This window comes from Micromonospora pallida, assembly GCF_900090325.1.
GTDB lineage: Bacteria > Actinomycetota > Actinomycetes > Mycobacteriales > Micromonosporaceae > Micromonospora > Micromonospora pallida.
The window spans coordinates 3,550,523-3,575,993 of record NZ_FMHW01000002.1 but is presented as its reverse complement, the minus strand read 5'-3'; the positions used below and the strand labels follow the sequence as shown (position 1 = coordinate 3,575,993).

At 73.2% G+C, this 25,471-nt stretch carries 22 protein-coding genes, 3 pseudogenes and 1 riboswitch; of the genes and pseudogenes, 22 read left to right on the top strand and 3 right to left on the bottom strand.

Annotated features, from left to right (window positions below):
- Positions 1-2 precede the first annotated feature (2 nt).
- Entirely contained in the window at positions 3-929 is a 927-nt protein-coding gene (fmt, locus tag GA0074692_RS14315) for a methionyl-tRNA formyltransferase (RefSeq protein ID WP_091644762.1), read from the top strand.
- Positions 884-2,439, top strand: a pseudogene (locus GA0074692_RS14310) (RsmB/NOP family class I SAM-dependent RNA methyltransferase). The gene fmt and the pseudogene GA0074692_RS14310 overlap by 46 nt, the downstream one beginning before the upstream one ends.
- Before the next feature lie 59 nt (positions 2,440-2,498).
- Here the strand turns inward: GA0074692_RS14310 and GA0074692_RS14305 are convergent.
- Both GA0074692_RS14305 and GA0074692_RS14300 read right to left on the bottom strand, forming a co-directional pair.
- Positions 2,499-3,392, bottom strand: a complete 894-nt coding sequence (locus GA0074692_RS14305) for a septum formation family protein (protein WP_091644759.1) — start codon at positions 3,390-3,392, stop codon at positions 2,499-2,501.
- A 171-nt stretch (positions 3,393-3,563) separates the two neighbouring features.
- Positions 3,564-4,460, bottom strand: a complete 897-nt coding sequence (locus GA0074692_RS14300; RefSeq protein ID WP_091644756.1) for a septum formation family protein — start codon at positions 4,458-4,460, stop codon at positions 3,564-3,566.
- A 400-nt stretch (positions 4,461-4,860) separates the two neighbouring features.
- On the opposite strand from GA0074692_RS14300, the gene rpe reads away from it, so the two are divergent.
- The 17 genes and pseudogenes from rpe to pheT all read left to right on the top strand — a co-directional run bounded on the left by rpe (position 4,861) and on the right by pheT (position 20,408).
- Complete coding sequence (gene rpe / locus GA0074692_RS14295) at positions 4,861-5,541, top strand: ribulose-phosphate 3-epimerase (protein WP_091644753.1); 681 nt, start codon at positions 4,861-4,863, stop codon at positions 5,539-5,541.
- Positions 5,501-6,501: pseudogene (locus GA0074692_RS14290) on the top strand (response regulator); the annotation flags it as partial. The gene rpe and the pseudogene GA0074692_RS14290, both read left to right, overlap by 41 nt.
- 94 nt (positions 6,502-6,595) lie before the next feature.
- Positions 6,596-6,769, top strand: a riboswitch (FMN riboswitch).
- Positions 6,770-6,914: 145 nt separating this feature from the next.
- On the top strand, positions 6,915-7,976 hold the full coding sequence (gene ribD, locus GA0074692_RS14285) for a bifunctional diaminohydroxyphosphoribosylaminopyrimidine deaminase/5-amino-6-(5-phosphoribosylamino)uracil reductase RibD (RefSeq protein ID WP_091644748.1): 1,062 nt from the start codon (positions 6,915-6,917) through the stop codon (positions 7,974-7,976).
- 1 nt (position 7,977) lies between these two features.
- A pseudogene (locus GA0074692_RS14280) lies at positions 7,978-8,599 on the top strand (riboflavin synthase); the annotation flags it as partial.
- Positions 8,589-9,290: a nicotinamide riboside transporter PnuC gene (gene pnuC / locus GA0074692_RS14275; RefSeq protein WP_091644744.1), complete on the top strand. Its 702-nt coding sequence runs from the start codon at positions 8,589-8,591 to the stop codon at positions 9,288-9,290. The pseudogene GA0074692_RS14280 and the gene pnuC, both read left to right, overlap by 11 nt.
- On the top strand, positions 9,287-10,552 hold the full coding sequence (locus tag GA0074692_RS14270; protein WP_091644742.1) for a bifunctional 3,4-dihydroxy-2-butanone-4-phosphate synthase/GTP cyclohydrolase II: 1,266 nt from the start codon (positions 9,287-9,289) through the stop codon (positions 10,550-10,552). Before pnuC ends, GA0074692_RS14270 begins: the two co-directional genes overlap by 4 nt.
- Before the next feature lie 4 nt (positions 10,553-10,556).
- Positions 10,557-11,054, top strand: a complete 498-nt coding sequence (gene ribH, locus GA0074692_RS14265) for a 6,7-dimethyl-8-ribityllumazine synthase (protein WP_091644740.1) — start codon at positions 10,557-10,559, stop codon at positions 11,052-11,054.
- Between the two features lie 186 nt (positions 11,055-11,240).
- On the top strand, positions 11,241-11,504 hold the full coding sequence (locus GA0074692_RS14260; RefSeq protein ID WP_091653449.1) for a phosphoribosyl-ATP diphosphatase: 264 nt from the start codon (positions 11,241-11,243) through the stop codon (positions 11,502-11,504).
- A gap of 44 nt (positions 11,505-11,548) precedes the next feature.
- Positions 11,549-12,394: an ATP phosphoribosyltransferase gene (gene hisG / locus GA0074692_RS14255; RefSeq protein WP_091644739.1), complete on the top strand. Its 846-nt coding sequence runs from the start codon at positions 11,549-11,551 to the stop codon at positions 12,392-12,394.
- Positions 12,391-13,389, top strand: coding sequence for a DMT family transporter (locus tag GA0074692_RS14250; RefSeq protein WP_091644737.1), 999 nt, complete (start codon positions 12,391-12,393; stop codon positions 13,387-13,389). The genes hisG and GA0074692_RS14250 overlap by 4 nt, the downstream gene beginning before the upstream one ends.
- Before the next feature lie 170 nt (positions 13,390-13,559).
- On the top strand, positions 13,560-14,021 hold the full coding sequence (locus tag GA0074692_RS14245; protein WP_091644736.1) for a PH domain-containing protein: 462 nt from the start codon (positions 13,560-13,562) through the stop codon (positions 14,019-14,021).
- Positions 14,022-14,411: 390 nt separating this feature from the next.
- A complete protein-coding gene (gene infC / locus GA0074692_RS14240) occupies positions 14,412-15,017 on the top strand; it encodes a translation initiation factor IF-3 (RefSeq protein WP_091462720.1) in 606 nt (201 codons plus the stop codon).
- A gap of 19 nt (positions 15,018-15,036) precedes the next feature.
- Entirely contained in the window at positions 15,037-15,231 is a 195-nt protein-coding gene (rpmI, locus tag GA0074692_RS14235; protein ID WP_026267805.1) for a 50S ribosomal protein L35, read from the top strand.
- Between the two features lie 35 nt (positions 15,232-15,266).
- The gene (rplT, locus tag GA0074692_RS14230) at positions 15,267-15,659 is read left to right on the top strand and encodes a 50S ribosomal protein L20 (protein ID WP_091644734.1); all 393 of its coding nucleotides are present in this window, start codon (positions 15,267-15,269) and stop codon (positions 15,657-15,659) included.
- Between the two features lie 32 nt (positions 15,660-15,691).
- Positions 15,692-16,573 carry a TrmH family RNA methyltransferase gene (locus GA0074692_RS14225; protein ID WP_091644733.1) on the top strand — a complete coding sequence of 294 codons (882 nt, stop codon included), beginning with the start codon at positions 15,692-15,694 and terminating at the stop codon, positions 16,571-16,573.
- 166 nt (positions 16,574-16,739) lie between these two features.
- Positions 16,740-17,819, top strand: a complete 1,080-nt coding sequence (pheS, locus tag GA0074692_RS14220; protein WP_091644732.1) for a phenylalanine--tRNA ligase subunit alpha — start codon at positions 16,740-16,742, stop codon at positions 17,817-17,819.
- A 42-nt stretch (positions 17,820-17,861) separates the two neighbouring features.
- Positions 17,862-20,408, top strand: coding sequence for a phenylalanine--tRNA ligase subunit beta (gene pheT, locus GA0074692_RS14215; RefSeq protein WP_091644730.1), 2,547 nt, complete (start codon positions 17,862-17,864; stop codon positions 20,406-20,408).
- A gap of 91 nt (positions 20,409-20,499) precedes the next feature.
- On the opposite strand, the gene GA0074692_RS14210 is transcribed toward pheT, so the two are convergent.
- Positions 20,500-21,384 (bottom strand): Crp/Fnr family transcriptional regulator, encoded by an 885-nt coding sequence (locus tag GA0074692_RS14210; RefSeq protein ID WP_091644729.1) that lies wholly within the window; start codon positions 21,382-21,384, stop codon positions 20,500-20,502.
- Between the two features lie 160 nt (positions 21,385-21,544).
- Between GA0074692_RS14210 and GA0074692_RS14205 the strand changes: the two genes are divergently transcribed.
- Genes GA0074692_RS14205 through GA0074692_RS14195 form a run of 3 tightly spaced genes read left to right on the top strand, consistent with a single transcriptional unit; the run spans position 21,545 to position 25,399 of the window.
- Positions 21,545-22,345, top strand: coding sequence for a hypothetical protein (locus GA0074692_RS14205; protein ID WP_091644727.1), 801 nt, complete (start codon positions 21,545-21,547; stop codon positions 22,343-22,345).
- Positions 22,342-24,573, top strand: a complete 2,232-nt coding sequence (locus GA0074692_RS14200; protein ID WP_141725286.1) for a hypothetical protein — start codon at positions 22,342-22,344, stop codon at positions 24,571-24,573. The genes GA0074692_RS14205 and GA0074692_RS14200 overlap by 4 nt, the downstream gene beginning before the upstream one ends.
- Before the next feature lies 1 nt (position 24,574).
- On the top strand, positions 24,575-25,399 hold the full coding sequence (locus GA0074692_RS14195; protein ID WP_091644725.1) for a hypothetical protein: 825 nt from the start codon (positions 24,575-24,577) through the stop codon (positions 25,397-25,399).
- The last annotated feature ends 72 nt before the right edge of the window (positions 25,400-25,471 follow it).

Sequence of the window (25,471 nt, the reverse complement as noted above, 5' to 3'; positions counted from 1 at the left end):
CCGTGCGTCTCGTCTTCGCCGGCACCCCGGCTGTCGCGGTCCCCGCCCTCGAGGCGGTCGCCGCCTCCCGGCACGAACTGGTCGCCGTGGTCACCCGCCCGGACGCGCCGGCCGGTCGCGGACGCGGACTGTCCCGCTCCCCGGTCGGCGCGTGGGCCGACGCGCACGGCGTCGAGGTGCTCACCCCGGCCCGGCCACGCGAGCCGGAGTTCCTCGACCGGCTCCGCGAACTGGCCCCGGACTGCGTCCCGGTGGTCGCGTACGGCGCGCTGGTGCCCCCGGTCGCGCTGGAGATCCCGGCGCACGGCTGGATCAACCTGCATTTCTCGCTGCTGCCCGCCTGGCGGGGCGCCGCCCCCGTGCAGCACGCCGTGCTGCACGGCGACGAACTGACCGGGGCGAGCGTCTTCCAGTTGGAGGAGGGGCTGGACACCGGCCCGGTCTACGGCACCCTGACCGACCGGATCGGGCCGCAGGACACCTCGGGTGACCTGCTCGACCGGCTCGCCGCCTCGGGCGCGGGCCTGCTGGTGGCGGTCCTCGACGCGATCGCCGACGGCACCGCCCGCGCCGTCGCGCAGCCGGCCGACGGGGTGTCCCTGGCGCCGAAGCTGACCGTCGAGGACGCCCAGGTCCGCTGGGCGGAGCCGGCGTTCGCGGTGGACCGGCGGATCCGGGCCTGCACCCCGGCCCCCGGCGCGTGGACGACCTTCCGGGGCGACCGGGTCAAGCTCGGCCCGGTGCGGCCGGTGGCCGACGGGCCCGAACTGAAGCCGGGCGAACTGCTCGTGGAGCGGAAGCGGGTGCTGGCCGGTACGGCCACCACACCGGTGACGTTGGGTGAGGTGCGTGCCGCCGGCAAGAAGCCGATGCCGGCCACCGACTGGGCGCGCGGCGTCCGGGTCGACACCGGCGAGGAGTTCGCGTGACCGCGCCGGGGGAGTGGGCCGGGCAGCCACGGCCGCGCCGGTCCGGACCGGGCGCGGAGCCCGGGCGCGGCGGCGACCGTCGGCGGGACGGCCGGGTCGGAGACCGCCCGGGTGGAGGCGACCGGCGGGGCGGCGGCCGCACGGCCCGTCCCGCCGTGGTGGATCGGCCACGCCATGCCGCGTATGAGGCGGTCGCGGCCGTGCACCGGGACGACGCCTACGCCAACCTGGTACTGCCGGCGATCCTGCGGGAGGCGGGACTGTACGGCCGGGACGCGGCCTTCGCCACCGAGCTGACCTACGGCACCCTGCGCGCGGTGGGCACCCTGGACGCCATCCTCACCCAGGCCGCCGGCCGGGACGTCGGGCGGATCGACCCGCCGGTGCGGGACGCGCTGCGGCTCGGCGCGTACCAACTCCTGCACACCCGGGTGCCGGCCCACGCGGCGGTCTCCGCCACGGTGGACCTGGTCCGGGCGGTCGGCTCGGGCGCGACCGGGTTCGCCAACGCGGTGCTGCGCGAGGTCGCCAGCCGGGACGTCGACGCCTGGATCGACCAGATCGCCCCGTCGATGGCGGACGACCCGATCGGGCACCTCGCCCTGGCGCACAGCCACCCGCAGTGGATCGTCCGGGCCTTCGCCGAGGCGCTCGGCGGTGACCTCGGCGAGACGACCCGACTGCTGATCGAGGACAACCAGCCCCCGTCGGTGCACCTCTGCGCCCGGCCGGGGCTGGCCGATGCGGTGGACCTGGCCGACGAGGTCGGCGGCGCGCCGGGGGCCTTCTCGCCGTACGCGGTCTACCTCTCCGGCGGCGCGCCCGGCGACCTGCCGGCGCTGGCGCAGGGGCGGGCGCACGTGCAGGACGAGGGCTCCCAACTCGTGGCGGCGGCGCTGACCGCCGCGTCGCTGGACGGACCGGACGGCCACTGGCTGGACCTGTGCGCCGGCCCTGGCGGCAAGACCGGCCTGCTCGGCGCGCTCGCCGCGCAGCGGGGGCCCGGGTCACCGCCGTCGAGGTCGCCGAACACCGGGCCCGCCTGGTCGAGCAGGCCACCCGGGGGCTGCCGGTGGAGGTGCTGCACACCGACGGCCGGACGGTCGGCGCCGACTCGAGCCTGCCGGTGGAGCACTTCGACCGGGTGCTGGTGGACGCGCCGTGCACCGGCCTCGGGTCGCTGCGTCGCCGGCCGGAGTCGCGCTGGCGTCGCCAGCCGTCGGACCTGCCGCCGCTGACCCGGCTCCAGCGGGAACTGCTCACCGCCGGCCTGCGCGCGACGCGTCCCGGTGGGCTGGTCGCCTACGTGACCTGCTCGCCGCACGTGGTGGAGACGCACGTGACGGTCACCGAGGCGGCCCGCCGCTGCGGGGCGCCGGTGGACTTCGTCGACGCGCGGACGCTGCTGCCGGCGGGGATGCCGGGCCTGGGGGCCGGACCGACGGTGCAGCTCTGGCCGCACCGGCACGGCACGGACGCGATGTTCCTCGCCGTGCTGCGCCGGGGGTAGCCACCGGGCGACGACATCGGCGGGTCGGCACGGCCCTGTCGCGGTCCGGGGCCGCGAGGTCAGCGGACCGGCAGGGCCCTCGGCCCACCGCCCTTGAGCGAGCGGGTCAGGTCGCGCGAGGGGAACCAGAGAAAGCACTGCACGGTGCGGGTGCCGTCCTGCCAGAGTTCCTCGGTCGGGTAGTAGGTGATGAACCCGCTCTGGACCGCGACGGTGGCATTGTTCGGCACCCCGATGTACTTCGCGATCAGGGGGCGGCACCGCCGTCGCGCCCGCTGGTTGTCGTCCAGGTCGGCGTGGTCCTTGACGGTCTCCCGGTAGAGGCCGACGAACTCGGCGTGGTGCCGGCTGTCGCAGGACACCGCCTCCATGGCCGTGATGTCGTCACCGGTCTTCTGCGGATTGAAGCACCGGTGGGCGAGCGGCGCGTCCCCGGCCAGCGCGCCCCGGATACTGCTGGTCCGAGGCTTGGCGTACGGGTTGTGGAGCGTCGCGATCTCGCCGACGTCGCAGCGGAACCAGCGGGCCCCGCCCCGCCAGCCGTACTCGGACGGGAACACCGCGTCCACGAACGTCCGCCCCGTGCGCCAGTCGCCGCCGAGTGCCCGGTTGGCGGCCTTCTCGCACTCGGCGTGTGCCGCCCGCCGGGCCGGGGAGCCGGCCGGCGGCGGGGTGGCCCGGTCGCGGTGCTCGGCGGGCAGCGTGCCCACGTGCACCGTCTCCGCCTCGTGCCACTGGTCGCAGGGCACCGGCCCGTACGAGGACAGGTAACCGACCTTGGCCTTCGCCCTGACCTGGTGGCAGACGCCGTTCTCGGGTTGGAAGATCACCGGTTCGGTGACAGCCGGCCAGTCGTCGGTGAGGTCACCATCGGTGCCCTCCGGCGCGCCACAGCCGGTCACGGCCAGGGCCGCCACCACTCCCAGGGCGCACGCCCGCAGCCACCGTCGCACCGACCCGTCCCCCCGACCATCGCCCCACCGTCCGGGCGGCCCTCGGCGCAGGAGCATACGGCACCGCCGCCCGGCGACGGCATTCTCCAGGACGGTGATCCGGGCCGGAACCGTCGCGGGACGGTGGTCTGGGCCAGAGCCGTCGCCGGATGGGCGGCGGGACGGGACCGGTCAGGCGTAGCGGATCGGCAGGGCCTTGGTGCCGCCGCCCTTGACGGAGCGGGTCAGGCTGCGGCTGCTGAGCCAGAGGAAGCACTGGACCCCGCGGTTGCCGTCCTGCCACTCGTCGGCCGACGGGTGGAAGTAGATCGTGCCGGTCCGGTACTTGAGGTTGCCGTCGTCGGGCACCTTCGCGTACTTGGCGACCATGGCCTGGCACCGGCGGTGGATCCGTGAGCTGCCCTTGACCAGTTCGTCGTGGTTTCCGACGGTGTCCCGGTAGACGCCGACGAACTCGGCGTCGTGCTTGGTCGTGCAGGACACCTCGGCCATGTCGTCGACCTTGTCGTTGGCCAGCTTGACGTTGAAGCAGCGGTGGGCGAGCGGCGCGTCGTCGGACAGCGCGCCCTTGAGGCTGCCCGTCCGGCCCTTCACGGTCGGGCCGTCGAGGCGGTTGACCTCGGCGACGTCACAGCGGAACCACCGGGCGCCACCCCGCCAGCCGGCATCGGACGGGAGGATGGTGTGCAGGGCGATCCGACCCGAGCGCCAGTCCGCGCCGAGCGTCCGGTTGGCGGCCTTCTCGCACTCGCCGTAGGCGGCCAGTCGGGCCGGGGAGCCGGCCGGCGGTGGCGTGGCCCGGTCGGAGTGCTCGGCGGGCAGCGTGCCCACGAGCACCGTCTCCGCCTCGTGCAACTTCTCGCAGGGGACCGGGTTGTACGAGGTGAGGTGACCGACCGACCCCGCCGTCGGGTGGCAGGTGTCGGCCGCCGGTTGGAAGATCGTCGGCGCGGCGAGGTCCGCCCACTCGTCGAACAGGTCGCCGTCCGTGCCATCCGGTACGCCACAGCCGGCCAGTGCCAGCGCCGCCACCCCGCTCAGGGCGCACGCCCTCAACCATCGTCGCATCGACCCGTCCTCCCGTGCCGGCCGTCGACCACCCTCCCGTGTGCGGGCGGACCACGGCGCAGGAGCATACGCCACCGGCACCAGCCACGCGGGCACCGACCGTCCGGGTGGGACGGTCGGCGACCTGGATTTCGGGACGTGGGACGAGCGGTCACCACGCGACGCGGCCGGGTGACGGGGGCGGCTCAGTCGAGGTCCCGGCGCGGGAGCCCACGGCACCGGTACCAGCCGGCCGCGCGTGCCGGCCGTCCCGGTTGGACGGTGGAGGCCGGCCGGTACCGGCGGTCCGGTGACGTGGACGGCGGGCAGGGTGGCCGTTCTGCCGGTGCCGGCGGTCCCGCGACGTGGGCGGTGGCGGCGCGGTGCCGGGGGGTGTCGGCCGCGTTCGTACACTGGCCGGGTGACCGTACCGCCGCCGATCGTCGCCCCCAGCATCCTCGCCGCCGACTTCGCCCGCCTCGCCGACGAGGTGCGTGCCGTGGAAGGCGCCGCGGACTGGCTGCACGTGGACGTGATGGACAACCACTTCGTGCCCAACCTGACCATCGGGCTGCCCGTGGTGCAGAGCCTGCGGGCCGTCACCGCGCTGCCCTTCGACGTGCACCTGATGATCGAGGATCCCCGTCGCTGGGCCCCCGGGTACGCCGACGCCGGCGCGTACAACGTGACCTTCCATGCCGAGGCCTGCGACAACCCGGTGGCGCTCGCCCGGGACCTGCGCTCGGCCGGGGCGAAGGCCGGACTGGCGATCGACCGGGACACCCCGATCGAGCCGTACCTGGAGATCCTGCCCAGCTTCGACACCCTGCTGATCATGACGATCAAGGCCGGCTTCGGCGGCCAGCGGTTCATCCCGCAGTTGCTGGACAAGGTCCGCACCGCGCGCCGGCACGTCGCCGCCGGCCACCTGGAGTTGCGCATCGAGGTGGACGGGGGGATCGCCGCCGACACCATCGCGCAGGCCGCCGAGGCCGGCGCGGACGCGTTCGTCGCCGGTACGGCGGTGTACGGCGCCGACGATCCGGCCGAGGCGGTGAACCGGCTGCGCGCCCTGGCCGAACGCGCGGCAGCCGGGGTCTGAGCCGTGGAGCCCACCGGCGAGCATCCCGACGTCATCCTCGTCGTCGACGACGACGAGGACATCGCCCGGTTCGTCGAGTTCAACCTCCGGCTGCACGGCTTCGACGTGATCCACGCGGCCGACGGGCAGGAGGCGCTCGAGGTGATCGAGCGACAGCGCCCGGACCTGGCCGTGGTCGACCTGATGATGCCCCGGATCGACGGTCTGGAGCTGACCCGCCGGCTGCGCGCCAACCCGTTGACCTCCGCCCTGCCGGTGATCATGCTGACCGCCAAGAGCATGACCGTCGACAAGGTGCACGGGCTCAGTGCCGGGGCCGACGACTACCTGGTCAAGCCCTTCGACACCGCCGAACTGGTGGCCCGGGTCAGCTCGACGCTGCGCCGCAACAAGGAGTTCCGGGAGGTCTCCCCGCTGACCGGGCTGCCCGGCAACAGCCGGATCCGCCGGGAGATCAGCGACCGGGTCCGCAGCGGCACCGACTACGCCGTCGGCTACATCGACATCGACCGCTTCAAGAGCGTCAACGACCGGTACGGCTTCGTCCGGGGCGACGACTTCATCTCCGCCCTGGCCCGCAGTCTGCACCGGGCGGTGGTGTCGATCGGACTACCGCCGGCCTTCCTCGGCCACGTCGGCGGCGACGACTTCGTGATCGTCTGCACCCCCGGGCAGGTGCGCCCGCTGACCTCCCGGGCGGTGGTCGACTTCGAGACCTCCGCCGACAAGCTCTACGACCCCGGCGACGCCGAACGCGGGTACGTCGAACTGAAGGACCGGCGCGGCAACATCCGCAAGGCCGCCCTGGTCACCCTCTCCATCGGGGTCTCCCTCTCCGACAGCCGGAAACGCTTCACCGACCCGCTGGAGGCGATCGCGGTCGCGTCCGAGATGAAGACGGTCGCCAAGAGCCAACCCGGCTCGTACGTGGCCGTGGACCGGCGTCGCGGGATCCCCTGACCCCGCCGGCCGTAAACCCCTCCGGATCTGTGAGGTAGCTCGCCGGGGTGGCGGATCCCCCCGGTCGGCGTGTAAGACTTCCCACGTACCCACCACGCGCTGGCGGGACTCGGTGTAATTCCGAACCGGCGGTGATCCACGGCCTCGACCGTGGTCAGCCCGCGACCCGGTCGGCCTCGGCCGCCCGGTGGACCTGGTGAAATTCCGGGGCCGACGGTTGGGGACGGGGCGACCCGTGCCCAGACAGTCCGGATGGGAGACAGCGCGCGGGACGGACAGGCCCGGTGCCGGCCATCGTTGTCGGCTGCCCTCCGGGCCCGCCGGGTCGGCTCCGCCGTTCCCGGCCTCCGCCGCCGCATGCCCACCTCCCGCCCCGCCCGCGCGTACACCGCGCGAGAGAGCAGGGGCAGGCGATGGCCGGCGTCTCCACCGACGAGGCGATGCGACGCGCGATCACGCTCGCCGCCCGGGGCCTGGGCACCACCAGCCCCAACCCGGTGGTCGGCTGCGTGCTGCTCGACCCGGACGGCGAGATCGTCGGGGAGGGCTTCCACGCCTACGCCGGCGGGCCGCACGCCGAGATCGTCGCGCTGGCGCAGGCCGGCAGCCGGGCGAAGGGCGGCACCGCCGTGGTCACCCTGGAACCCTGCGACCACACCGGCCGCACCGGCCCCTGCACCCACGCGCTGATCCAGGCCGGCATCGCCCGGGTGGTGGTCGCCGTACCGGACCCCAACCCGGTCGCCTCCGGTGGCGCGGGCACGTTGCGCGCCGCCGGCGTCGACGTCGAGCTGGGGGTACGCGCCGACGAGGCCGAGGCCGGCAACATCGCCTGGCTCACCTCGGTCCGCCGAGGGCGGCCGTACGTGATCTGGAAGTACGCCGCCACGCTCGACGGCCGGTCGGCGGCCGAGGACGGCACCAGCATGTGGATCACCTCCGAGGCGGCCCGGATGGACGTGCACGCGCTGCGCGGCACGGTGGACGCGATCGTCGTCGGGGTCGGCACCGTGCTGGCCGACGACCCCCGGCTGACCGTGCGCAACCTGCGCGACGGCAGCCTCGCCATCCGGCAGCCACTGCGGGTGGTGGTGGACGGCGCGGGGCGTACCCCCGGTGACGCCCGGGTCCGCGACGCCGCCGCCGACACCTGGATCGCCACCACCGCGGAGGTCGGCGCCGGCCCGGACGGCCGGGTCGACCTGTCGGCGCTGCTCACCGCGCTCTACCGGCGCGGCGTCCGGGCGGTCCTGCTGGAAGGTGGCCCCCGGCTGGCCGGTGGGTTCCTCGCCGCCGGTCTGGTCGACCGGGTCGTCGGCTACCTCGCCCCCCGGCTGCTCGGCGCGGGACCGACCGCCCTGCGTGACGCCGGCGTGCGCACCATCGGCGAGGCCATCGACCTGGAGGTCGTCGACGTCACGCAGGTCGGCCCCGACCTGCGCATCACCGCGCTGCCCCGAAAGAGGGAGGGCTGACATGTTCACCGGCATCGTCGAGGAGCTGGGCGAGGTCGTCCGGGTGACCGAGACGGGGGACGACTCGGCGCTGGTCGCCGTCCGTGGCCCGCTGGTCGTCTCCGACGCCCGGCACGGCGACTCCATCGCGGTCAACGGGGTCTGCCTGACCGTGGTCGAGGCCGACCGGGAGGTCTTCACCGCCGACGTGATGGGGGAGACCCTGCGCCGCACCGCGCTGGGCGCGCTGCGTCCCGGCGACCGGGTCAACCTGGAACGGGCCACCGCGCTCGGCGGCCGGCTCGGCGGGCACCTGGTGCAGGGGCACGTCGACGGGGTGGGCGAACTGCTCGACCGGACCCCGGCCGAGAAGTGGGAGACGGTCCGCTTCCGCCTCCCCGCCCACCTGTCCCGCTACGTGGTGGAGAAGGGCTCGATCACCGTGGACGGGGTGTCGCTGACCGTCGCCGCGGTCGGCGACGACTGGTTCGCCGTCGGGCTGATCCCGACCACCCTCGCGCTGACCACCCTCGGCGCCCGCCGCACCGGCGACCCGGTCAACCTGGAGGTCGACGTGCTCGCCAAGTACGTCGAGCGGCTGCTCGGCGACCGGCTGACCGGCGGAGCCCGCTGATGGGCCCGCTGGCGTGGCTGCTCACCGCCCAAGTCGAGGTCGCCGGCTCCCCGGTGCTGGTCCGGGAGATCGTCGGCAACGTGTTCGGCCTGGCCTCGGCCCTGCTCGGACTGCGTCGGCTGGTCTGGGCCTGGCCGGTCGGCATGGTGGGCAACGCCCTGCTGCTGACCGTCTTCCTCGGCGGGGTCTTCACCACCCCGCAGGCGCACGACCTGTACGGGCAGGCCGGTCGGCAGGTCTTCTTCTTCGTGGTGAGCTGCTACGGCTGGTGGCGCTGGTCGCGGACCCGCCGGCTCGGCAGCGCCCCCGACCGCGCGGCGGTCACCCCGCGCTGGGCCACCGGCCGGGAGCGGCTGGGGCTGCTCGCGGTCGCCGTGCTCGGTACCGCCGCGGCGTATCCGGTGCTCGCCGCGCTCGGCTCCTGGGGACCGCTGCCGGACGCCTGGATCCTGGTCGGCAGCCTGCTCGCCACGTACGGCATGGCGCGCGGCTGGGTCGACTTCTGGCTGCTCTGGATCGCGGTGGACGCGGTCGGTGTCCCGCTGCTGCTGCGCGGCGGCTTCTACCCCTCCGCCGCGATGTACCTGTTCTACGGACTCTTCTGCGCCTGGGGCTTCGCCAGCTGGTGGCGTACGTCGGCGCGGACCGCGCGGGCGGCTGGCAGTTCCGTCCCGCACAGCTACCTGGAGGCTGCGGCATGACCGCGTTCGGAACCATCGAGCAGGCGGTGGCGGACATCGCCGCCGGCCGACCGGTCGTCGTGGTCGACGACGCCGACCGGGAGAACGAGGGCGACCTGATCTTCGCGGCCGAGAAGGCCACCCCGGAACTGGTCGCGTTCACGGTCCGCCACACGTCCGGCTACATCTGTGTGCCGCTGACCGAGAGCGAGTGCGACCGGCTGGACCTGCCGCCGATGCACCACACCAACCAGGACCGACGCGGCACCGCGTACACGGTGACCGTGGACGCCCGGGAGGGGGTCAGCACCGGCATCTCCGCCGCCGACCGCGCGCACACCATCCGGCTGCTCGCCGACGCCGCGACCAGCCCGGCCGACCTGGCCCGCCCCGGGCACGTGGTACCGCTGCGCGCCCGGGAGGGCGGGGTGCTGCGCCGGCCCGGGCACACCGAGGCCGCCGTCGACCTGACCCGACTGGCCGGACTGCGCCAGGCCGGAGTGCTCTGCGAGTTGGTCAACGACGACGGCACCATGATGCGCCTGCCGGACCTGGAGCGGTTCTGCGCCGAGCACTCCCTCACGCTGATCACCATCGCCGACCTGATCGCCCACCGGCGCCGGACGGAGAAGCAGGTCGAGCGGGTCGCCGAGGCCCGGATGCCGACCGCGCACGGGGTGTTCCAGGCGATGGGCTACCGCAGCGAGCACGACGGAGCCGAGCACGTCGCCCTGGTCATGGGCGAACTCGGCGACGGTCGGGACGTGCTGGTGCGGGTGCACTCCGAGTGCCTGACCGGGGACGTCTTCGGCTCGCTGCGCTGCGACTGCGGACCGCAGCTCGACGCCGCCCTGGCCCGGGTCGCGCAGGAGGGGCGGGGCGTGGTGCTCTATGTCCGTGGGCACGAGGGACGCGGTATCGGCCTGCTGCACAAGCTCCAGGCGTACCAGCTCCAGGACCTGGGGCGGGACACCGTCGACGCCAACCTCGACCTGGGGCTGCCGGCGGACGCCCGCGACTACGGCACCGGCGCGCAGGTCCTCTACGACCTCGGGGTCCGCTCGATGCGGCTGCTCACCAACAACCCGGCCAAGCGGGCCGGCCTGGAGGGCTACGGCCTGACCATCTCCGGCCGGGAGGGACTGCCGGTCCGCCCGCACCCGGAGAACGTGCGCTACCTGCGGACCAAGCGGGACCGGATGGGGCACCTGCTCGACGAACTGGACGAGGTCACCGAGACGCCGCTGAGCCGGGTGGCCGCGGCCGACGAGATCGGAGCGTGACGAGATGGCGGGATTCGGCGAACCCGGAACGAGCGCGGTGGACGCGACCGGCCTGACCGTGGGCGTGGTCGCCGCCCGCTGGCACGGCGACCTCACCGACCACATGCTCGACCGGGCGGTCGCGGCGGCCGAGGCGTGCGGAGCCCGGGCGGTGGTCGCCCGGGTCGCCGGCTCGGTCGAGCTGCCCGTGGTGGCGCAGGCCCTGGCCCGTCGCTGTGACGTGGTGGTGGCCCTCGGCGTGGTGGTGCGCGGGGCCACCGCCCACTTCGACTACGTCTGCCGCTCGGTCACCGACGGGCTGACCCGGGTGGCCCTGGACGAGGGGAAGCCGGTCGCCCACGGCGTACTCACCGTCGACACCCTCGATCAGGCCCGCGACCGGGCCGGGCTGCCCGGCTCGGCGGAGGACAAGGGCTGGGCGGCCACCGTCGCCGCGCTCGACGCCGCCCTGGCCATCCGGGGCCTGACCGCCACCGCCCAGCGGGTCGGCTTCGGCGGCTGACCCCCTGGGCCGATGCGTCGGCGGCCGACCCCTTCGGGCCACCGCGACGGCGACCGGCCGGCCGCCGGCCCGGCAGGTCGACCGCCGGGTCAGGCCGACCGCGTGGGTCAGGTCGGTCGCCGGGTGGCGCCGCCCACCCGCACCCTGCTGGCCGTCGGGGTGGGGAAGCTGGGAGAATCGCCTTCCGTGAAGACGTTCGAGGAGCTGTTCGCCGAGCTGCAGGCCAAGGCCGCCGCCGGCACGCCGGGTTCGGGCACGGTCGCCGCGCTGGAACGGGGTGTCCACTTCATCGGCAAGAAGGTCGTCGAGGAGGCGGCCGAGTCGTGGATGGCCGCCGAGCACGAGGGAGCCGAGCGTACCGCCGAGGAGATCTCCCAGCTGCTCTACCAGGTCCAGGTGTTGATGCTGGCCACCGGTCTCGACCTCGAGGACGTCTACCGACATCTGTGAGTGCCTCCACCCGTCGGTCCGATCGAAGAAGGAGCACTCCTGCCATGCTGCGTGTCGCCGTTCCCAACAAGGGCACCCTCGCCGAGCCGGCCGCCCAGATGCTGCGCGAGGCGGGCTACCGCCAGCGCACCGACGCCAAGGACCTGGTCTGCCGGGACGAGGCCAACGACGTCGAGTTCTTCTACCTGCGCCCCAAGGACATCGCCACCTACGTCGGCTCCGGTGACCTCGACCTGGGCATCACCGGTCGGGACCTGCTGATCGACTCCGGCGCGCCGGCCGAGGAGGTGGTCGACCTGAACTTCGGCCGGGCCACCTTCCGGTTCGCCGCCCGTCCCGAGGACATCGACTCCGTCCAGGAGTTGGGCGGGCACCGGATCGCCACCGCGTACCCGGGTCTAGTCGAGCGGCACCTCGCTGACCTGGACGTCAAGGCCGAGGTGATCCGCCTGGACGGCGCGGTGGAGAACGCGGTCCGCCTCGGCGTGGCCGACGTGGTCGCCGACGTGGTCTCCACCGGGGCCACCCTGCGCCAGGCCGGGCTGACGGTCTTCGGTGAGCCGCTGCTGCGCTCGTCGGCGGTGCTGGTCCGTCGCACCGGTGCCCCCGGCTGCGCCCAGGCCGACCAGTTGCAGCACCGGTTGCACGGCGTCCTGGTCGCCCGCCGGTACGTGATGCTCGCCTACGACGTGCCGGCGAACCTGCTGGAACGGGCCAGCGCGCTGACCCCCGGCATCGAGTCGCCCACCATCTCCCCGCTGCACCGGGAGGGCTGGGTCGCCGTGCAGGCCATGGTGGCCCGCGACGACGTGCACCGGATCATGGACGAGCTCTACGAGGTGGGCGCCCGGGCCATCCTGGTCACCAACATCCACGCCTGCCGGCTGTGAGGCCGCTGCCGCCGACGGCCGCCCTCGCCCTGGTGGCCCTCGGCGGGGTGGCCTCGGCTGCCCAGGGCGTGATCAACGCCGAGTTCGGCGCGCAGGCCGGCGGCCCCGTTCTCGGCGCGGTGGTCAACAACCTGGGCGGGAGCATGCTCGTCCTGGTGGGCCTGCTCGCGTGGCCGTCGATGCGGGCCGGGCTGCGTGCTCTGCCGACCGCCCGGCTGCCCTGGTGGTCGTACCTGGGCGGGCTGGGCGGCGCGGCGATCGTGGTGATCGCCACCTACGCGGTCCCGGTGCTCGGGGCGGCGGCCTTCACCATCGCCCAGGTGGTCGGGGGCAGCCTGGGTGGGCTCGCGGTGGACCGGGTCGGGCTCGGCCCGGTGGGTCGACTGCCGCTGACCGTCTCCCGGATCGGCGGCGCGCTGCTCGGGCTGGCGGCGGTCACCCTGGCCCAGTTCGGCCGCCCGTTGGGGGAGCTGGCGCTCGGCCCGGTGCTGCTCGCCGTCGTCGGCGGGCTGGCGGTGGCCATGCAGGCCGCGCTCAACGGCCGGGTCTCCGCGGTCGTCGGCACCGGGGCCGGCACGGCGGTCAACTTCGCGGTGGGCACCCTGGGGGTGCTCGCCGTCGCGGTGGTGGTGGGTGCCCTGAGCCGGCTCCCGGCGAACTGGCCCGGCGACTGGTACCTCTGGATCGGCGGGCTGCTCGGGGTCACCATCGTGACCGCGCTGCTGGTCGGGGTCCGGTCGGTCGGGGTGCTGCGTACCGGGCTGGTCCTGGTCGGCGGGCAGCTCGTCGGCTCCCTGCTGCTCGACACGCTGCTGCCCGGTGGTGCGGGGCTGCGACTGCCGGTCCTGATCGGTGCCGTGCTCACCCTGCTCGCCGCCGTGGTGGCCGGCCGGGGCGACCGGCCGCGCGGACCGCTGCCGGCGGCGGTGCTGCCGGGGCCCCGTACCGGAGGCGTGACCTCCGGGCGGTCCCCCGGGGCGGGCCGGCGACACTGAGCCGTCCTGGCCTCCCGGGGTGGGCCGACGGCACTGAGCCGCCCGGTCGTCGTCCTACGACGCCGAGCGGCCAAGCGAGCGTGCCGACCCGGGCGGGCCCAGCGTGCCGACCGGAGTGGCCCAAGCGTGCCGACCCGAGCGGTCCCGGTGTCGGATGGCAGACTGGTGGGGTGAGCGATTCCGACCTGGTACGCCTGCGTCCCCGCCGGATCCGGGTGGTCTGCTGGTCCTCGGCTGCGGCGCTGGTGCTGGTCTTCAGCCTGGTGGCCACCTCTCTGCACGGCCCCACCGGGTACGGCTACGGCAGCTTCCAGCGGGGTGACCAACTGGCCATGATCGGCCTGGGGGTGCTCGGCGCGCTCGCCATCCTGCTCTTCACCCGGCCGCGGGTCGAGGCCGACGCCCACGGCGTTCGGGTGCGCAACATCATCGCCTCGTACGAGCTGCCGTGGGAGGTCGTCCGTAACGTCCGGTTCGACCGGGGAGCGCCCTGGGCGAGCCTGGAGCTGTACGACGACGACCTGCTGCCGATGGTGGCCCTCCAGGCGGCCGACAAGGAGCTGGCGGTGGACGGGGTGCGGGCGCTGCGCCGACTGCACCGGGCCCGCCAGGCCACCCAGGCCCAGGGCTGACCGTGCTCGCTCGGACCCCGGCCGCACCCTGGCCTGGCGGTGTCGAGCCGGCGGTAGCCGCCGTCGACCGGGCGGGGCGATTTGGGCGGTGCGCCGGTGGGGTGTAATGTGACTCTGTCGACCAGGCTGCCCAGGTGTGCAAGTTGCGGCAGCCCTGAAGTGGAGCGCCTGCTCCCACCCGAGTCGCCCCTGTTGGTGGCCGGGTCCGGTCACCGGTTTCGGGTGTGTCCCGATGCCGGATGCGCGATCATGTGATCGTGCCGACCGGTCGAGCGGGCCCTGGCATGCGCCGGGGCCTTCTGCTTTCCGGGTCGGTTCCCACCCGGGAACCGCGGGGTCGGCCACGCAGGAGAACCGACTCGAGGAGGCCCCATCAGCGTCGAACCACGCGTGAACGAGCAGATCCGGGCACGTGAGGTCCGACTGGTCGGCCCTGAGGGTGAGCAGGTGGGCATCGTCCCGCTGGAGCGCGCCCTTCAGCTGGCCGCGGACGTCGACCTGGACCTGGTCGAGGTTGCGCCCATGGCGCGCCCGCCGGTGTGCAAGCTCATGGACTTCGGCAAGTTCAAGTACGAGAGCGCACTGAAGGCGCGCGAAGCGCGGCGTAACCAGCAGCAGACCGTCATCAAGGAGATGAAGCTCCGGCCGAAGATCGACCCGCACGACTACGAGACCAAGAAGGGTCACGTGGTGCGGTTCCTCAAGGCCGGCGACAAGGTCAAGGTGACGATCATGTTCCGTGGTCGCGAGCAGAGCCGTCCGGAGCTGGGTTATCGGCTCCTGCGCCGGCTCGAGTCGGAGATCTCGGAACTGGGGTACGTCGAGGCCGCTCCGAAGCAGGACGGTCGAAACATGATCATGGTTCTCGCTCCGCACCGTGCCACCAAGGCTGCCGCCACGGCAGCCCGGACCGGCGCACCGCGGGAGCGGGAGGCCGGTGCCGCCGAGGCACCACCGGCCGAAGCGGCCGAGCCCGCCGGCACGACCGGCGAGTAACAGGGGAGAGACGTTTCACATGCCGAAGATGAAGAGCCACACGGGTATGGGCAAGCGGGTCAAGGTGACCGGCAAGGGCAAGATCGTTGCCCAGCAGGCCGGGCTGCGCCACAACCTGGAGAAGAAGCCCTCCACCCAGACCCGTCGGCTGACCGGCACGGTCGAGCTGGCCAAGGCTGACGTCAAGCGAATCAAGAAGCTGCTCGGCCGCTGACGCGCGCCACTTGACCACTAGTAAGGAGTAGTTGAATGGCACGCGTCAAGCGGGCTGTGAACGCCCAGAAGAAGCGTCGTACCCTGCTGGAGACCGCGAGCGGCTACCGCGGCCAGCGCTCCCGCCTGTACCGCAAGGCCAAGGAGCAGGTGCTGCACTCGATGCAGTACGCCTACCGGGACCGTCGCGACCGCAAGGGCGACTTCCGGCAGCTCTGGATCCAGCGGATCAACGCCGGTGCCCGCGCCAACGGGCTCACCTACAACCGGCTGATCCAGGGCCTCCGGCTGGCCGGTGTCGAGGTCGACCGCAAGATCCTGGCCGACCTGGCGGTCAACGACGCGACGGCGTTCGCCGCCATCGTCGAGGTCGCCCGCGCCGCCGTGGCGGCCGAGGGCACCGGTGGCGCGGCGGCTCAGGCCGCCTGATCCACCCGCATCCGGTCGTCGAGGCGTCTCCCATGCCATCACCAGCGCACGGGAGGCGCCTCGACGCCGTCCCGGGGCCCTTCACCCCGCGTACCCCCAGGGTCGCCGCAGCCCGCCGGCTGCACCGCCGCCGCGACCGGGACGCCACCGGGCGCTTCCTCGCCGAGGGGCCGCAGGCCGTCCGCGAGGCGCTGACCCGACCGGGCCTGGTGGTCGAGCTCTTCGGCACCCCGGCGGCCCTCGACCGGTACCGCGACCTCGCCGCCCGCGCCGCGACGGCCGACGTGCCGGTCTCCGAGGTCACCGACGAGGCGCTCGCCGCCCTCGCGGAAACCGTCACCCCGCAGGGACTGGTCGCGGTCTGCCGACACCTGGACGTCCCCCTCGACCGGGCGCTCGCCGCCGCTCCCCGGCTGGTCGCGGTGCTCGCCGGGATCCGCGACCCGGGCAACGCCGGCACCGTGCTGCGCACCGCCGACGCCGCCGGGGCCCGGGCGGTGGTCTTCGCCGGGGACACCGTCGACCCGTACAACGGCAAGTGCGTCCGGGCCTCCGCGGGCAGCCTCTTCCACGTCGACGTGGTCCGGGCCGCCGACTCCGGCGAGGTGGTCGCCGCGCTGCGGGCCGCCGGGCTCGCCGTCCTGGCCACCACCGGGTACGGCGACAGCGACCTCGACGACCTCGCCGACGCCGGACGCCTGGCTGCCCCCACCGCGTGGCTCTTCGGCGCCGAGGCGCACGGGCTGCCCGACGAGCTGACCGCCGCCGCCGACTCCCGGGTGCGGGTGCCCCTGCACGGGCAGGCGGAGAGCCTGAACCTCGCTGCGGCCGCCGCCGTCTGCCTGTACGCTTCAGCCAGAGCACAGCGATCCCCGGCGCGGGGATCCGCCACGAAGGAGAGCGTCCGCCCGTGAACGCGCCTCGGCGTTCCTTTAGCCAGCCCGCCGGTGTCGGCGGGCGGCGGGCCTGACCTGCTCCGCGCGTCCCTCCCACCGGCGGGCTGCGGCACAGCCGCGCGTCCGTAGACTCGCCTGGCCGTCCCGTGAGGGCGGCGCCGCCGTGAGGGAGTGCCCGTACGCCATGACCTATCGCAACGATCCGTACGACCCGAAGCAGGTCGCCCTGCTCGATCCGAGCGCCCTGGCCGCAGCCGTCGCCGACGCCGAGAAGGCGTTCGCCGACGCCGCTGACCCGGACGCGTTGACCGCGCTGCGTCCCGCGCACCTGGGCGACCGGTCCCCTGTCTCCCTCGCCCGCCGGGAGATCGGCGCGCTGCCGCCGGCCGCGAAGTCCGACGCCGGCAAGCGGGTCAACGAGGCCCGCCGCAGCATCGAGGCGGCCTACGCCGACCGGCTGGAGATCCTGGACCGGGAACGGGCCGCGCGGGTGCTGGTCGAGGAGCGGGTGGACGTCACTCTCCCGTACGACCGGCGGCCCCGGGGCGCCCGCCACCCGGTCAGCACGCTGATGGAGCAGATCGGCGATCTCTTCATCGGGATGGGCTACGAGGTGGCCGAGGGGCCCGAGGTCGAACTGGAGTGGACAAACTTCGACGCGCTCAACATCGGCCCCGACCACCCGGCCCGGGGACTGATGGACACCTTCCACGTGGCGTCCGCCGCCGGCGCGACGGGGTCCGGCCACGTGCTGCGGACGCACACCTCGCCGGTGCAGGCCCGGACCATGCTCACCCGCACGCCGCCGATCTACGTGGTGGTACCCGGTCGGGTGTACCGCACCGACGAACTCGACGCCACCCACTCCCCGGTCTTCCACCAGGTCGAGGGGCTCGTGGTGGACCGGGGCATCACCATGGCCCACCTTCGCGGCACCCTCGACCACTTCGCCCGGGCGATGTTCGGTGAGGGCGCGCGGACCCGCTTCCGGCCGCACTACTTCCCGTTCACCGAGCCGTCCGCCGAGTTCGACGTCTGGTTCCCGGAGCACCGGGACGGGCCGCGCTGGGTCGAGTGGGGCGGCTGCGGCATGGTCAACCCGAGGGTGCTGCGGGCCTGCGGCATCGACCCGGAGGTCTACTCCGGCTTCGCGTTCGGGATGGGCATCGACCGGACCGTCATGTTCCGGCACGGGGTCAGCGATCTGCGGGACATGGCCGAGGGCGACGTGCGGTTCAGCCGCGCGTTCGGCACCGGGGCGTAGCGGGAATGCGGGAACGAGACACGGAGACGGTGGTCTAGAGGCATGCGAGTTTCAGTCAGTTGGCTGCGGGAGTACGTCGACCTGCCCGCCGACCTCGACCCGGCCGACCTGGAGCAGGCCCTGGTCGACCTCGGGATCGAGGTCGAGTCCGTGGTGGACCTGCGGGCCACGGTCACCGGGCCGCTGGTCGTCGGTGAGGTCCGCGAGATCGAGGAGCTCACCGGCTTCAAGAAGCCGATCCGGTTCTGCCTGGTCGACGTCGGCGACGCCAACGGCACCGGCGAGTTGCAGGAGATCGTCTGCGGGGCGCGCAACTTCGCCCCCGGCGACCGGGTCGTGGTGATCCTCCCCGGCGGGGTGCTGCCCGGCAACTTCGCCATCGGCGCGCGCAAGACGTACGGGCGCAACTCGCGGGGCATGATCTGCTCGGCGAAGGAACTGGGCCTCGGCGACGACCACTCGGGCATCATCGTGCTGTCCGGGGACACCCCGGCCAAGCCCGGCGACGACGCCCGCCCGCTGGTCGGCCTCGACGACGTGGTGGTCGACCTGGAGGTCACCCCGGACCGGGGCTACCAGATGTCGGTACGGGGCGTCGCCCGCGAGCTGTCGCACGCCCTCGGCGTGCCGTTCCGCGACCCGGGACTGGTCCCCGCACCCGGCGGCACGACGCGTCCGGCCTACCCGGTGGAGGTGCGTGACCCGGTCGGCTGCGACCGGTTCGCCGCCCGGATGGTCCGGGGCGTCGACCCGACCGCGCGGACCCCGCAGTGGATGAGCCGCCGGCTCACCGTCGCCGGCATCCGCAGCATCTCGCTGCCGGTCGACATCACCAACTACGTGATGCTCGAACTGGGCCAGCCGATGCACGCCTTCGATGCCGACCGGCTCGCCGGCGGCCTGGTGGTGCGCCGGGCCGAGGCGGGGGAGAAGCTCACCACGCTCGACGGGGTCACCCGCAACCTGGTCGGGGAGGACATGGTCATCTGCGACGAGACCGGTCCGATCTCCCTCGCGGCGGTGATGGGCGGCGAGACCAGCGAGGTGGTCGCCGGCACCACCACCGTGCTGTTCGAGGCCGCGCACTGGGACCCGGTGATGGTCGGGCGCACCGCCCGCCGGCACAAGCTGTTCAGCGAGGCGGCGAAGCGCTGGGAACGCGGCGTCGACCCGGCACTGCCGTTGGTCGCCATCGAACGGGCGGTGCGGCTGCTCACCGAGCACGGCGGCGGCACCGCCGACCCGGAGATCCTCGACATCGACCACGTCCGGCCGGGCGCCCCGGTGACCCTCCCGGTCGACCTGCCGAGCCGGCGGATCGGCGTGGACTACCCGCCGGCCCGGGTGGTCGCGCTGCTCGAGCAGGTCGGCTGCACCGTGGCGCAGGGCGTCGACCGGCTCCCCGAGGACCCGGGCACGGTCGGCGTGGCCGCCGGTGACGGGGACGTGCTCAGCGTCGTCCCGCCGACCTGGCGGCCGGACCTAACCGACCCGGCGGACCTGGTCGAGGAGGTGGTCCGCCTCGACGGGTACGACCGCGTCCCGTCGGTGCTGCCGCCCGCCCCGCCCGGTCGGGGCCTCACCCCGGCCCAGCGGCGGCACCGGGCGGTCGCCCGGGCACTGGCCGAACAGGGGTACGTCGAGGTGCTCGCCCACCCGTTTGTCTCCCGCGACCTCGCCGACCAGCTCGGACTGCCCGCCGACGACCCGCGCCGACCGGCGGTGCGGCTGGCCAACCCGCTGTCGGAGGAGGAGCCGCTGCTGCGCACCACGCTGCTCGGCCCGCTGCTCGGCGTGCTCCGGCGCAACGTCGGCCGGGGGCACCGCGACCTGGCCCTCTACGAGACGGGCCTGGTCTTCCACCCGCGTCCGGACGCGGGCCCACCCCCGGCGATGGGCGTTGACCGGCGTCCCTCCAACGCCGAGTTCGCCGCCGCCGACGCGACGCTGCCGGCGCAACCCCGGCACGTGGCCGTGGTCCTGGCCGGGGACGTCGAACCGGCTGGCTGGTGGGGGGCTGGCCGCCCGGCGAGCTGGGCGGACGCCGTCGAAGCCGGCCGGACGGTGCTCGCCGCCGCCGGGATCGCCGCCGACCGGGTCGGGGTCCGGGCCGCCGAGTACGCGCCCTGGCACCCGGGACGCTGCGCGCAGCTCCTGGTCGACGACACCGTCGTCGGGTACGCCGGCGAACTGCACCCGTCGGTGCTGGCCACGCTGGAACTGCCGAAGCGGACCGCCGCGATGGAGCTGAACCTGGACGCGGTGCCAGCGGTCGGGGTCGTTCCCGCCCCGGCCGTCTCCGGGTTCCCGCCCGCGCTGATCGACGTGGCGCTGGTGGTGGACGCCGACGTCCCGGCCGCCGAGGTCCGGCAGGCCCTGGTCGAGGGAGCCGGCGAGCTGCTGGAGTCGGTCCGGCTGTTCGACGTGTACGCCTCCGCGCAGCTCGGCGAGGGGCGCAAGTCGCTGGCGTACAAGCTCACCTTCCGCGCCCCCGACCGCACCCTGACCGTCGAGGAGGCAGTCGCCGCCCGCGACGCGGCCGTCGCCCGCGCCGCCGACCGCTTCAACGCCACCCTCCGCGGCGCCTGAGGTGGTAGCAGGGGTCCCTTGTTACCGCTTTTTGCGGAGCAGGGGACCCCTGCACACACCCACACCCGAGCCGGCGTGCCGCTGCGGTGGCTCATCCGACGTCGGGTTCGAGCTTCCCCGTCTTCTGTAGGCCCGGGAGATCCCGGACGGTAATCCGTCGGTAGTCCGTCTCCACAAGACCCTCACTGCGGAGTTCGCGGAGCGCCTTGTGTACCGATGTCTCGGCGGCACCGCAGATGGTGGCTAACTCCGGCTGGGTGAGCCGGACGTCGATCACCACGCCGTCCCGTTGCTGCCGGCCGTGGGTGCGGCACATCTCCGCGATGACTCGGGCCACCCGTTCCCTCACCCCGTAGCCGGTGAAGTCGATCCGGCGTCGGTTCGACCAGCGCAGGCGGTCCGAAACCATCGCCGCCAGCTCCAAGGCGGCGTCTGGATGATTCCGCAGGAACAGTTTGAACCGGTCGGGCCGGATGACGCTGTACCGGGTCGGCCGGCAGGTGGTGACAGTCGCTGAGCGGGGCTCGCCGTTCAGTGCGGACATCTCGCCGACCAGGTCCCCGCCAACCCGTAGGGCGAGGAGGGCGGTACGCCCGTCGGGCAGATTCGCGGTCACCTTCGTGAGCCCCTCCTCCAACAGGACTAGGTGCGATTCTCGGTACCCCTCGTGGATGACGATCTGCCCGGCGTCAACTTGTCGGCGTACGCCGAGGTCGAACAGCGCGGTCCGGGCCGATGGAGTGAGGCGTTGCAGGAACGTCCCGTACGGCCAGTCGCCCCTGCTTCCGTGTCGCGGCATTGGCACGTGCGCCCTCCTCCAGTTCTTGACCGTGGCAAAGCGTGACCGCCCTGGCGCGCCACGTAACGAACGTACAAGGTGGAGTGACTCCGTGAGTGCCCCCAGGGCCGCCACGAGGATCAGGGCGATGGGGGAGATCCCGGCGTCGAGCAATGCCTCGATGAGGTGCGTGGTCATGAGTCGAGGACAGCCCGGATCGCTGCGGGAGAACCCCTAACGGAACGGGTTGACGGTGGTGCGACAACCCGTACTAGTACGGGGTTTCGCCGCCGCGCGGGCGGTCTCATGTCCAGGTGTCGCGTCATCCTGGCGCGTCACCCGATGGAGGACACAGAAGATGAACCATCCCGAACGACGGCTGTTGATCGCCGTCGACATGGAGCGGTACAGCCGGCGGGGAAACCGACACCAGCACGAGGCGCAGCACGCGTTCCAGCAGGTGCTGCACGAGGCGGCCAGCGCCGTCGGACTGGACCGCGTCCAGTGGAAGACCCAGCAGGCCGGCGACGGGGAACTGGCCATTTTGCCCTCGGACGTCCGTGAGCCACTGCTGATCGGCCGTTTTGTGCCAGAGCTGAACCGGATACTGCGGGCCTACAACAGTAGTCGGATCCCAGAGGCGCGTATTCGGCTACGCGTCTCCATTCACCAGGGACTGGTGCACCTCGACGGAGCGAACGGCTTTCCCGGCCACGCGGTGATCGAGGTGTGCCGGCTCTGCGAGGCGAAGCCCCTGAAGCAGGCGCTCGCGCAGTTCCCGGACGCCGGGGTCGGTCTGATCGTCTCCTCGGACATCTACCGGGACGTCGTCACGGAGTACCCGGAGGAGCTGCGGCCGGACCGGTTCCGGCGGGTCGAGGTACGCCACCCGGACAAGGAGTTTCGGGAGTCGGCGTGGATCTGCGTGGTGGACGAGGACCTGCGCCCACCCCGTACCGGCGGGGGCGAGGACGGCCCGGACAGTGGCCCTTCAGCCCGCCGGCGTGGACCGCGCGACCCGCGTAACCCTTCAGGTTCCGGCAGCGGTGCGATCCACACCGGGGATGTGCGGGTCGACGGAGCCAACGCCATCGGCCACGGCACCACCGCGATCGGGTCCGTCGGAGGCGACGCCTACCTCGGAGGGAGCCGGCCTTGAGCGAGGACGGTTATCCCGTCGAGGACGAGGAATGGGCGTTTGGCGCGGGGACCGGCCCGGAGGCGTCGACCGGATCACCGTGGCCCTCAGAGGGCGGCGCTTCGGTGGACCAGGTGCCGGAGTCCGAGGTCGACGACGCCCCGGACCCGACCGCGACGCGGACCGACGACGGGGCCCTGGACGAGGAGGAGGACGAGGCGCCCGACCCGCGCATCGTCATCTCCGGCATCGAGGACCTTTTCGGTCGGCTCGGCGCCGTTCGCACCGGGAACGTGCGGGTCCGGGGTGCGAATGCCACCGGACACGGCTCGGTCGCGATCAATACCCTCACCGTCCGGGCCGGTGCCGACGGCAGTGAGCGGGTGTGGTGCGAGGAACTAACCACCACCCAGGTACGCGAGATGGGGGACGGGTACACGCCGGCGGCCAGCGACGAACTGCTCGACCAGGCGGTGAAGCGGGACCCGCTGGTGCGGCTGGTCGGCGCCGACGGAACCGGGCGCTACACGACCGCGTGCCTGGCTCTGGCTCGACGGTACGGTCCGGACAGGGTCGCCGTTCTCACCGCGGCTGACCTGGCTGACCTGGCCGGGGTCGACGGACTGTTCACGAGTGGTGTCGGCTACGTCGTTCCCGACCCGGGGTCGGGTGTTGACGGCCTGGTCCTCGACGGTCTCGCCACACGAGCTGCGAACCGGCGCTGCACAGTCGTTCTGCTCACTGCGGGCGGGGCCGGGTACGGCTCGCCGGTGTCGACTGTCGTCCACGGGCCGCCAGCCCCAGTGGAGGTTTTCGCGGCGCAACTGCGTCGGCATTTGCGCGACGACTGCCTCGGCGGTTGCCGTGGGCAGTGCCAGGGCGACTGTGTGCAGTCCTACCTGGACGAGTGCGTCGCCCAACCCGCCCTGAAGGCCTACCTGGCCGGCACACCACGGCCTTGGGAGGTGGTGCAGGTCGTCGCAGCGATCGCGGAACGCACCCCGTCCGGCAGCGAGCTCGCCTGGGCGCTGGACCAACTGCTGCCGCAGCAGGTGCTCCGGCGGGCCCGGGAGATTTTGACCCCGTCGGCGGACACGCACCCCGACCGCGCAGACCACCTACGGGCGTTCCGACTCTCGTGCGCGGTACTCGCCGGACTGACCGTGACAGAGATCCACGACTCGGCGTGCCGGCTGCTTCGTCCGTACCTTGACGAGCCGGCAACCAATGCCAGCACCGAACTGCGGGGACCGGATCTGGATGCGTTGCTCGGCGGCGTGTTGGCTCAGGCGGTCGTGATCGAACGGGACGACGTGGCGTCGAGCCGCCGTCGGCTGCGTTTCCGACCCGCCGAGGAAGAACTTCGGCGGAACCTGCTCGACGTGGCCTGGTCAGAATGGGCGCCGGAGCGGTTGCTCCGCTGGTTTGGTGCCCTCGCCCGCTCCGCCGATCCGGCGGTCCGGCAGGCTGGGGCCGCCGCGATCGGCTGGGCCGCCGGCCGGGATATCGGCGCGGCGCTGGCGTTGGTCGACGACCTCGCCCGGGCGCCGCGTGCCGGGGTACGTCAGGCCGCCGGCATCGCCCTCGTCGCCATGGCCATGCAGCGTCCCTTGCGGTACCGGGTGCGGACCCAGTTGTCTCGCTGGGCAAACGGAAGGGCCTACCAGCGCGACACGGTGGCCCGGGCGTACGCGCTGGGACTCGCCCGGCTCTGGCCGGACGTGGCGTTGGCCCAGCTCCGACTGGCCGCACAGTTCCGGTCCCAGCGCTGGCACAACTCGGTGGGACGGGCCCTCGTCGACATTCACGAGAGTGGCCAGAGCGCCCTGATGCTGCACGAGTTGGCGCAGTGGGCGACCAGCGGCGAGCCGGCACTGTGTCTGCATGCGGCTCGCATGCTCCGGCTACTCGCCGAACGGTGGTCGCCGGCTCCCAACGGCCACTGGCCCGAACTGCTCCACCTGCTGCGCACGAACGCCGTCTCACTGGCCGACCTGGCGGTGCTCTGGCGGACCGCGTTGAGCCTACCGGCGACCGCGTACCGGTCCTGGCGGGTCGTCGGCTACTGGATCAACCAAGCCGACGGCCGTCCCGAGGTCGCGGAGGCATGCCTGGAGCTGTTGCGAGCGATCATCGTGACCCCCCAACTCCGGCGTCGCCTCCGCCACCAGGTGCGTCACGTGTGGCGCCCGATCATGCCCCGGAACCGTCTGCTCTCCGCTGTCGCCCAACTCGCCGTCGAGGACTGACATGACTGTGTTTTCGTCCGACCCGTCAGCCGGGTCGCTCTGCGACCGGTTCCGCCGCTGGTGGCGGGACGCGGCCCGACCCGTCGAGCCGGTGGTGGCCGTCCCTGTGCCGGTCCCACCTTCACCACCGAGGTTGCCCGACCTCGTGTTGGAGCGAGAGGCGCCGGAACCGGTGCTCGTGCCTGCTCAGGGGGACGCCTTCGACTTCCGAATCCAGCCCGTCTACACCTGGACGGCGAAGAACATGCCGCTGGACGAGTTTCGGCAGCGGGTCGAGAACCGGCTCGGCTGGGCCGGCCACCTCGTCCGCGACCAGTCGTCCGACCTCGCCCGGCAGCATGAACCGCACCGGGCGCTTCAGCTCGAACGGGAGCTCAATGGCCATTTCGCCGGCCGGGTCTGGTCGCGGTCGGGAGACGCGCCGACCCTCGGCGTCCGGGTTCGGGTCCTGCCCGACCAGCGGATCCGCGAGCGTCTGCGGCCGTACTGGGAGGAGCGGATCAGCATTGAGTGCGCACATGACCTGGCCACCCTGCGTACCCGGCAGGCTGAGGAGCTGACCAGTCGGTGGCGTGAGGTGCTCTGTAACCTGCACGACGATCCGGTGACCCGGCATGCGGCACGGCTGGCCGAGAAGCAGTTCGCCCAGGTGTTCGGCGAGTACGCGGACGAGCGCCGACGGGTACCCATGGAGCTGGCTGATCTGCTCCGGGACGCGCTGAAGGGGCACCATGACTTGGGGCTGGGCCCGTCGGAGTACACCGAGGCATGGGACGCGGCGATCCGCGCCCACCAGCTGCAGTACGGGCTGACCGAGCCGATCTGACCGCCGACGTGGGTGTGCGGTAGAGCCATATCGAAGCCGGTACGGCTCTATCGCACACCTCATCTCTTCATC

Bases quoted from the DNA above. Each gene is read 5' to 3' on its own strand.
- GA0074692_RS14300 (WP_091644756.1), bottom strand. From the start codon at position 4,460: ATGCGACGATGGTTGAGGGCGTGCGCCCTGAGCGGGGTGGCGGCGCTG.
- ribD (WP_091644748.1), top strand. From the start codon at position 6,915: ATGGCCGGCGTCTCCACCGACGAGGCGATGCGACGCGCGATCACGCTC.
- pnuC (WP_091644744.1), top strand. From the start codon at position 8,589: ATGGGCCCGCTGGCGTGGCTGCTCACCGCCCAAGTCGAGGTCGCCGGC.
- GA0074692_RS14270 (WP_091644742.1), top strand. From the start codon at position 9,287: ATGACCGCGTTCGGAACCATCGAGCAGGCGGTGGCGGACATCGCCGCC.
- ribH (WP_091644740.1), top strand. From the start codon at position 10,557: ATGGCGGGATTCGGCGAACCCGGAACGAGCGCGGTGGACGCGACCGGC.
- hisG (WP_091644739.1), top strand. From the start codon at position 11,549: ATGCTGCGTGTCGCCGTTCCCAACAAGGGCACCCTCGCCGAGCCGGCC.
- rpmI (WP_026267805.1), top strand. From the start codon at position 15,037: ATGCCGAAGATGAAGAGCCACACGGGTATGGGCAAGCGGGTCAAGGTG.
- rplT (WP_091644734.1), top strand. From the start codon at position 15,267: ATGGCACGCGTCAAGCGGGCTGTGAACGCCCAGAAGAAGCGTCGTACC.
- GA0074692_RS14225 (WP_091644733.1), top strand. From the start codon at position 15,692: ATGCCATCACCAGCGCACGGGAGGCGCCTCGACGCCGTCCCGGGGCCC.
- pheS (WP_091644732.1), top strand. From the start codon at position 16,740: ATGACCTATCGCAACGATCCGTACGACCCGAAGCAGGTCGCCCTGCTC.
- pheT (WP_091644730.1), top strand. From the start codon at position 17,862: ATGCGAGTTTCAGTCAGTTGGCTGCGGGAGTACGTCGACCTGCCCGCC.
- GA0074692_RS14210 (WP_091644729.1), bottom strand. From the start codon at position 21,384: ATGACCACGCACCTCATCGAGGCATTGCTCGACGCCGGGATCTCCCCC.
- GA0074692_RS14205 (WP_091644727.1), top strand. From the start codon at position 21,545: ATGAACCATCCCGAACGACGGCTGTTGATCGCCGTCGACATGGAGCGG.
- GA0074692_RS14195 (WP_091644725.1), top strand. From the start codon at position 24,575: ATGACTGTGTTTTCGTCCGACCCGTCAGCCGGGTCGCTCTGCGACCGG.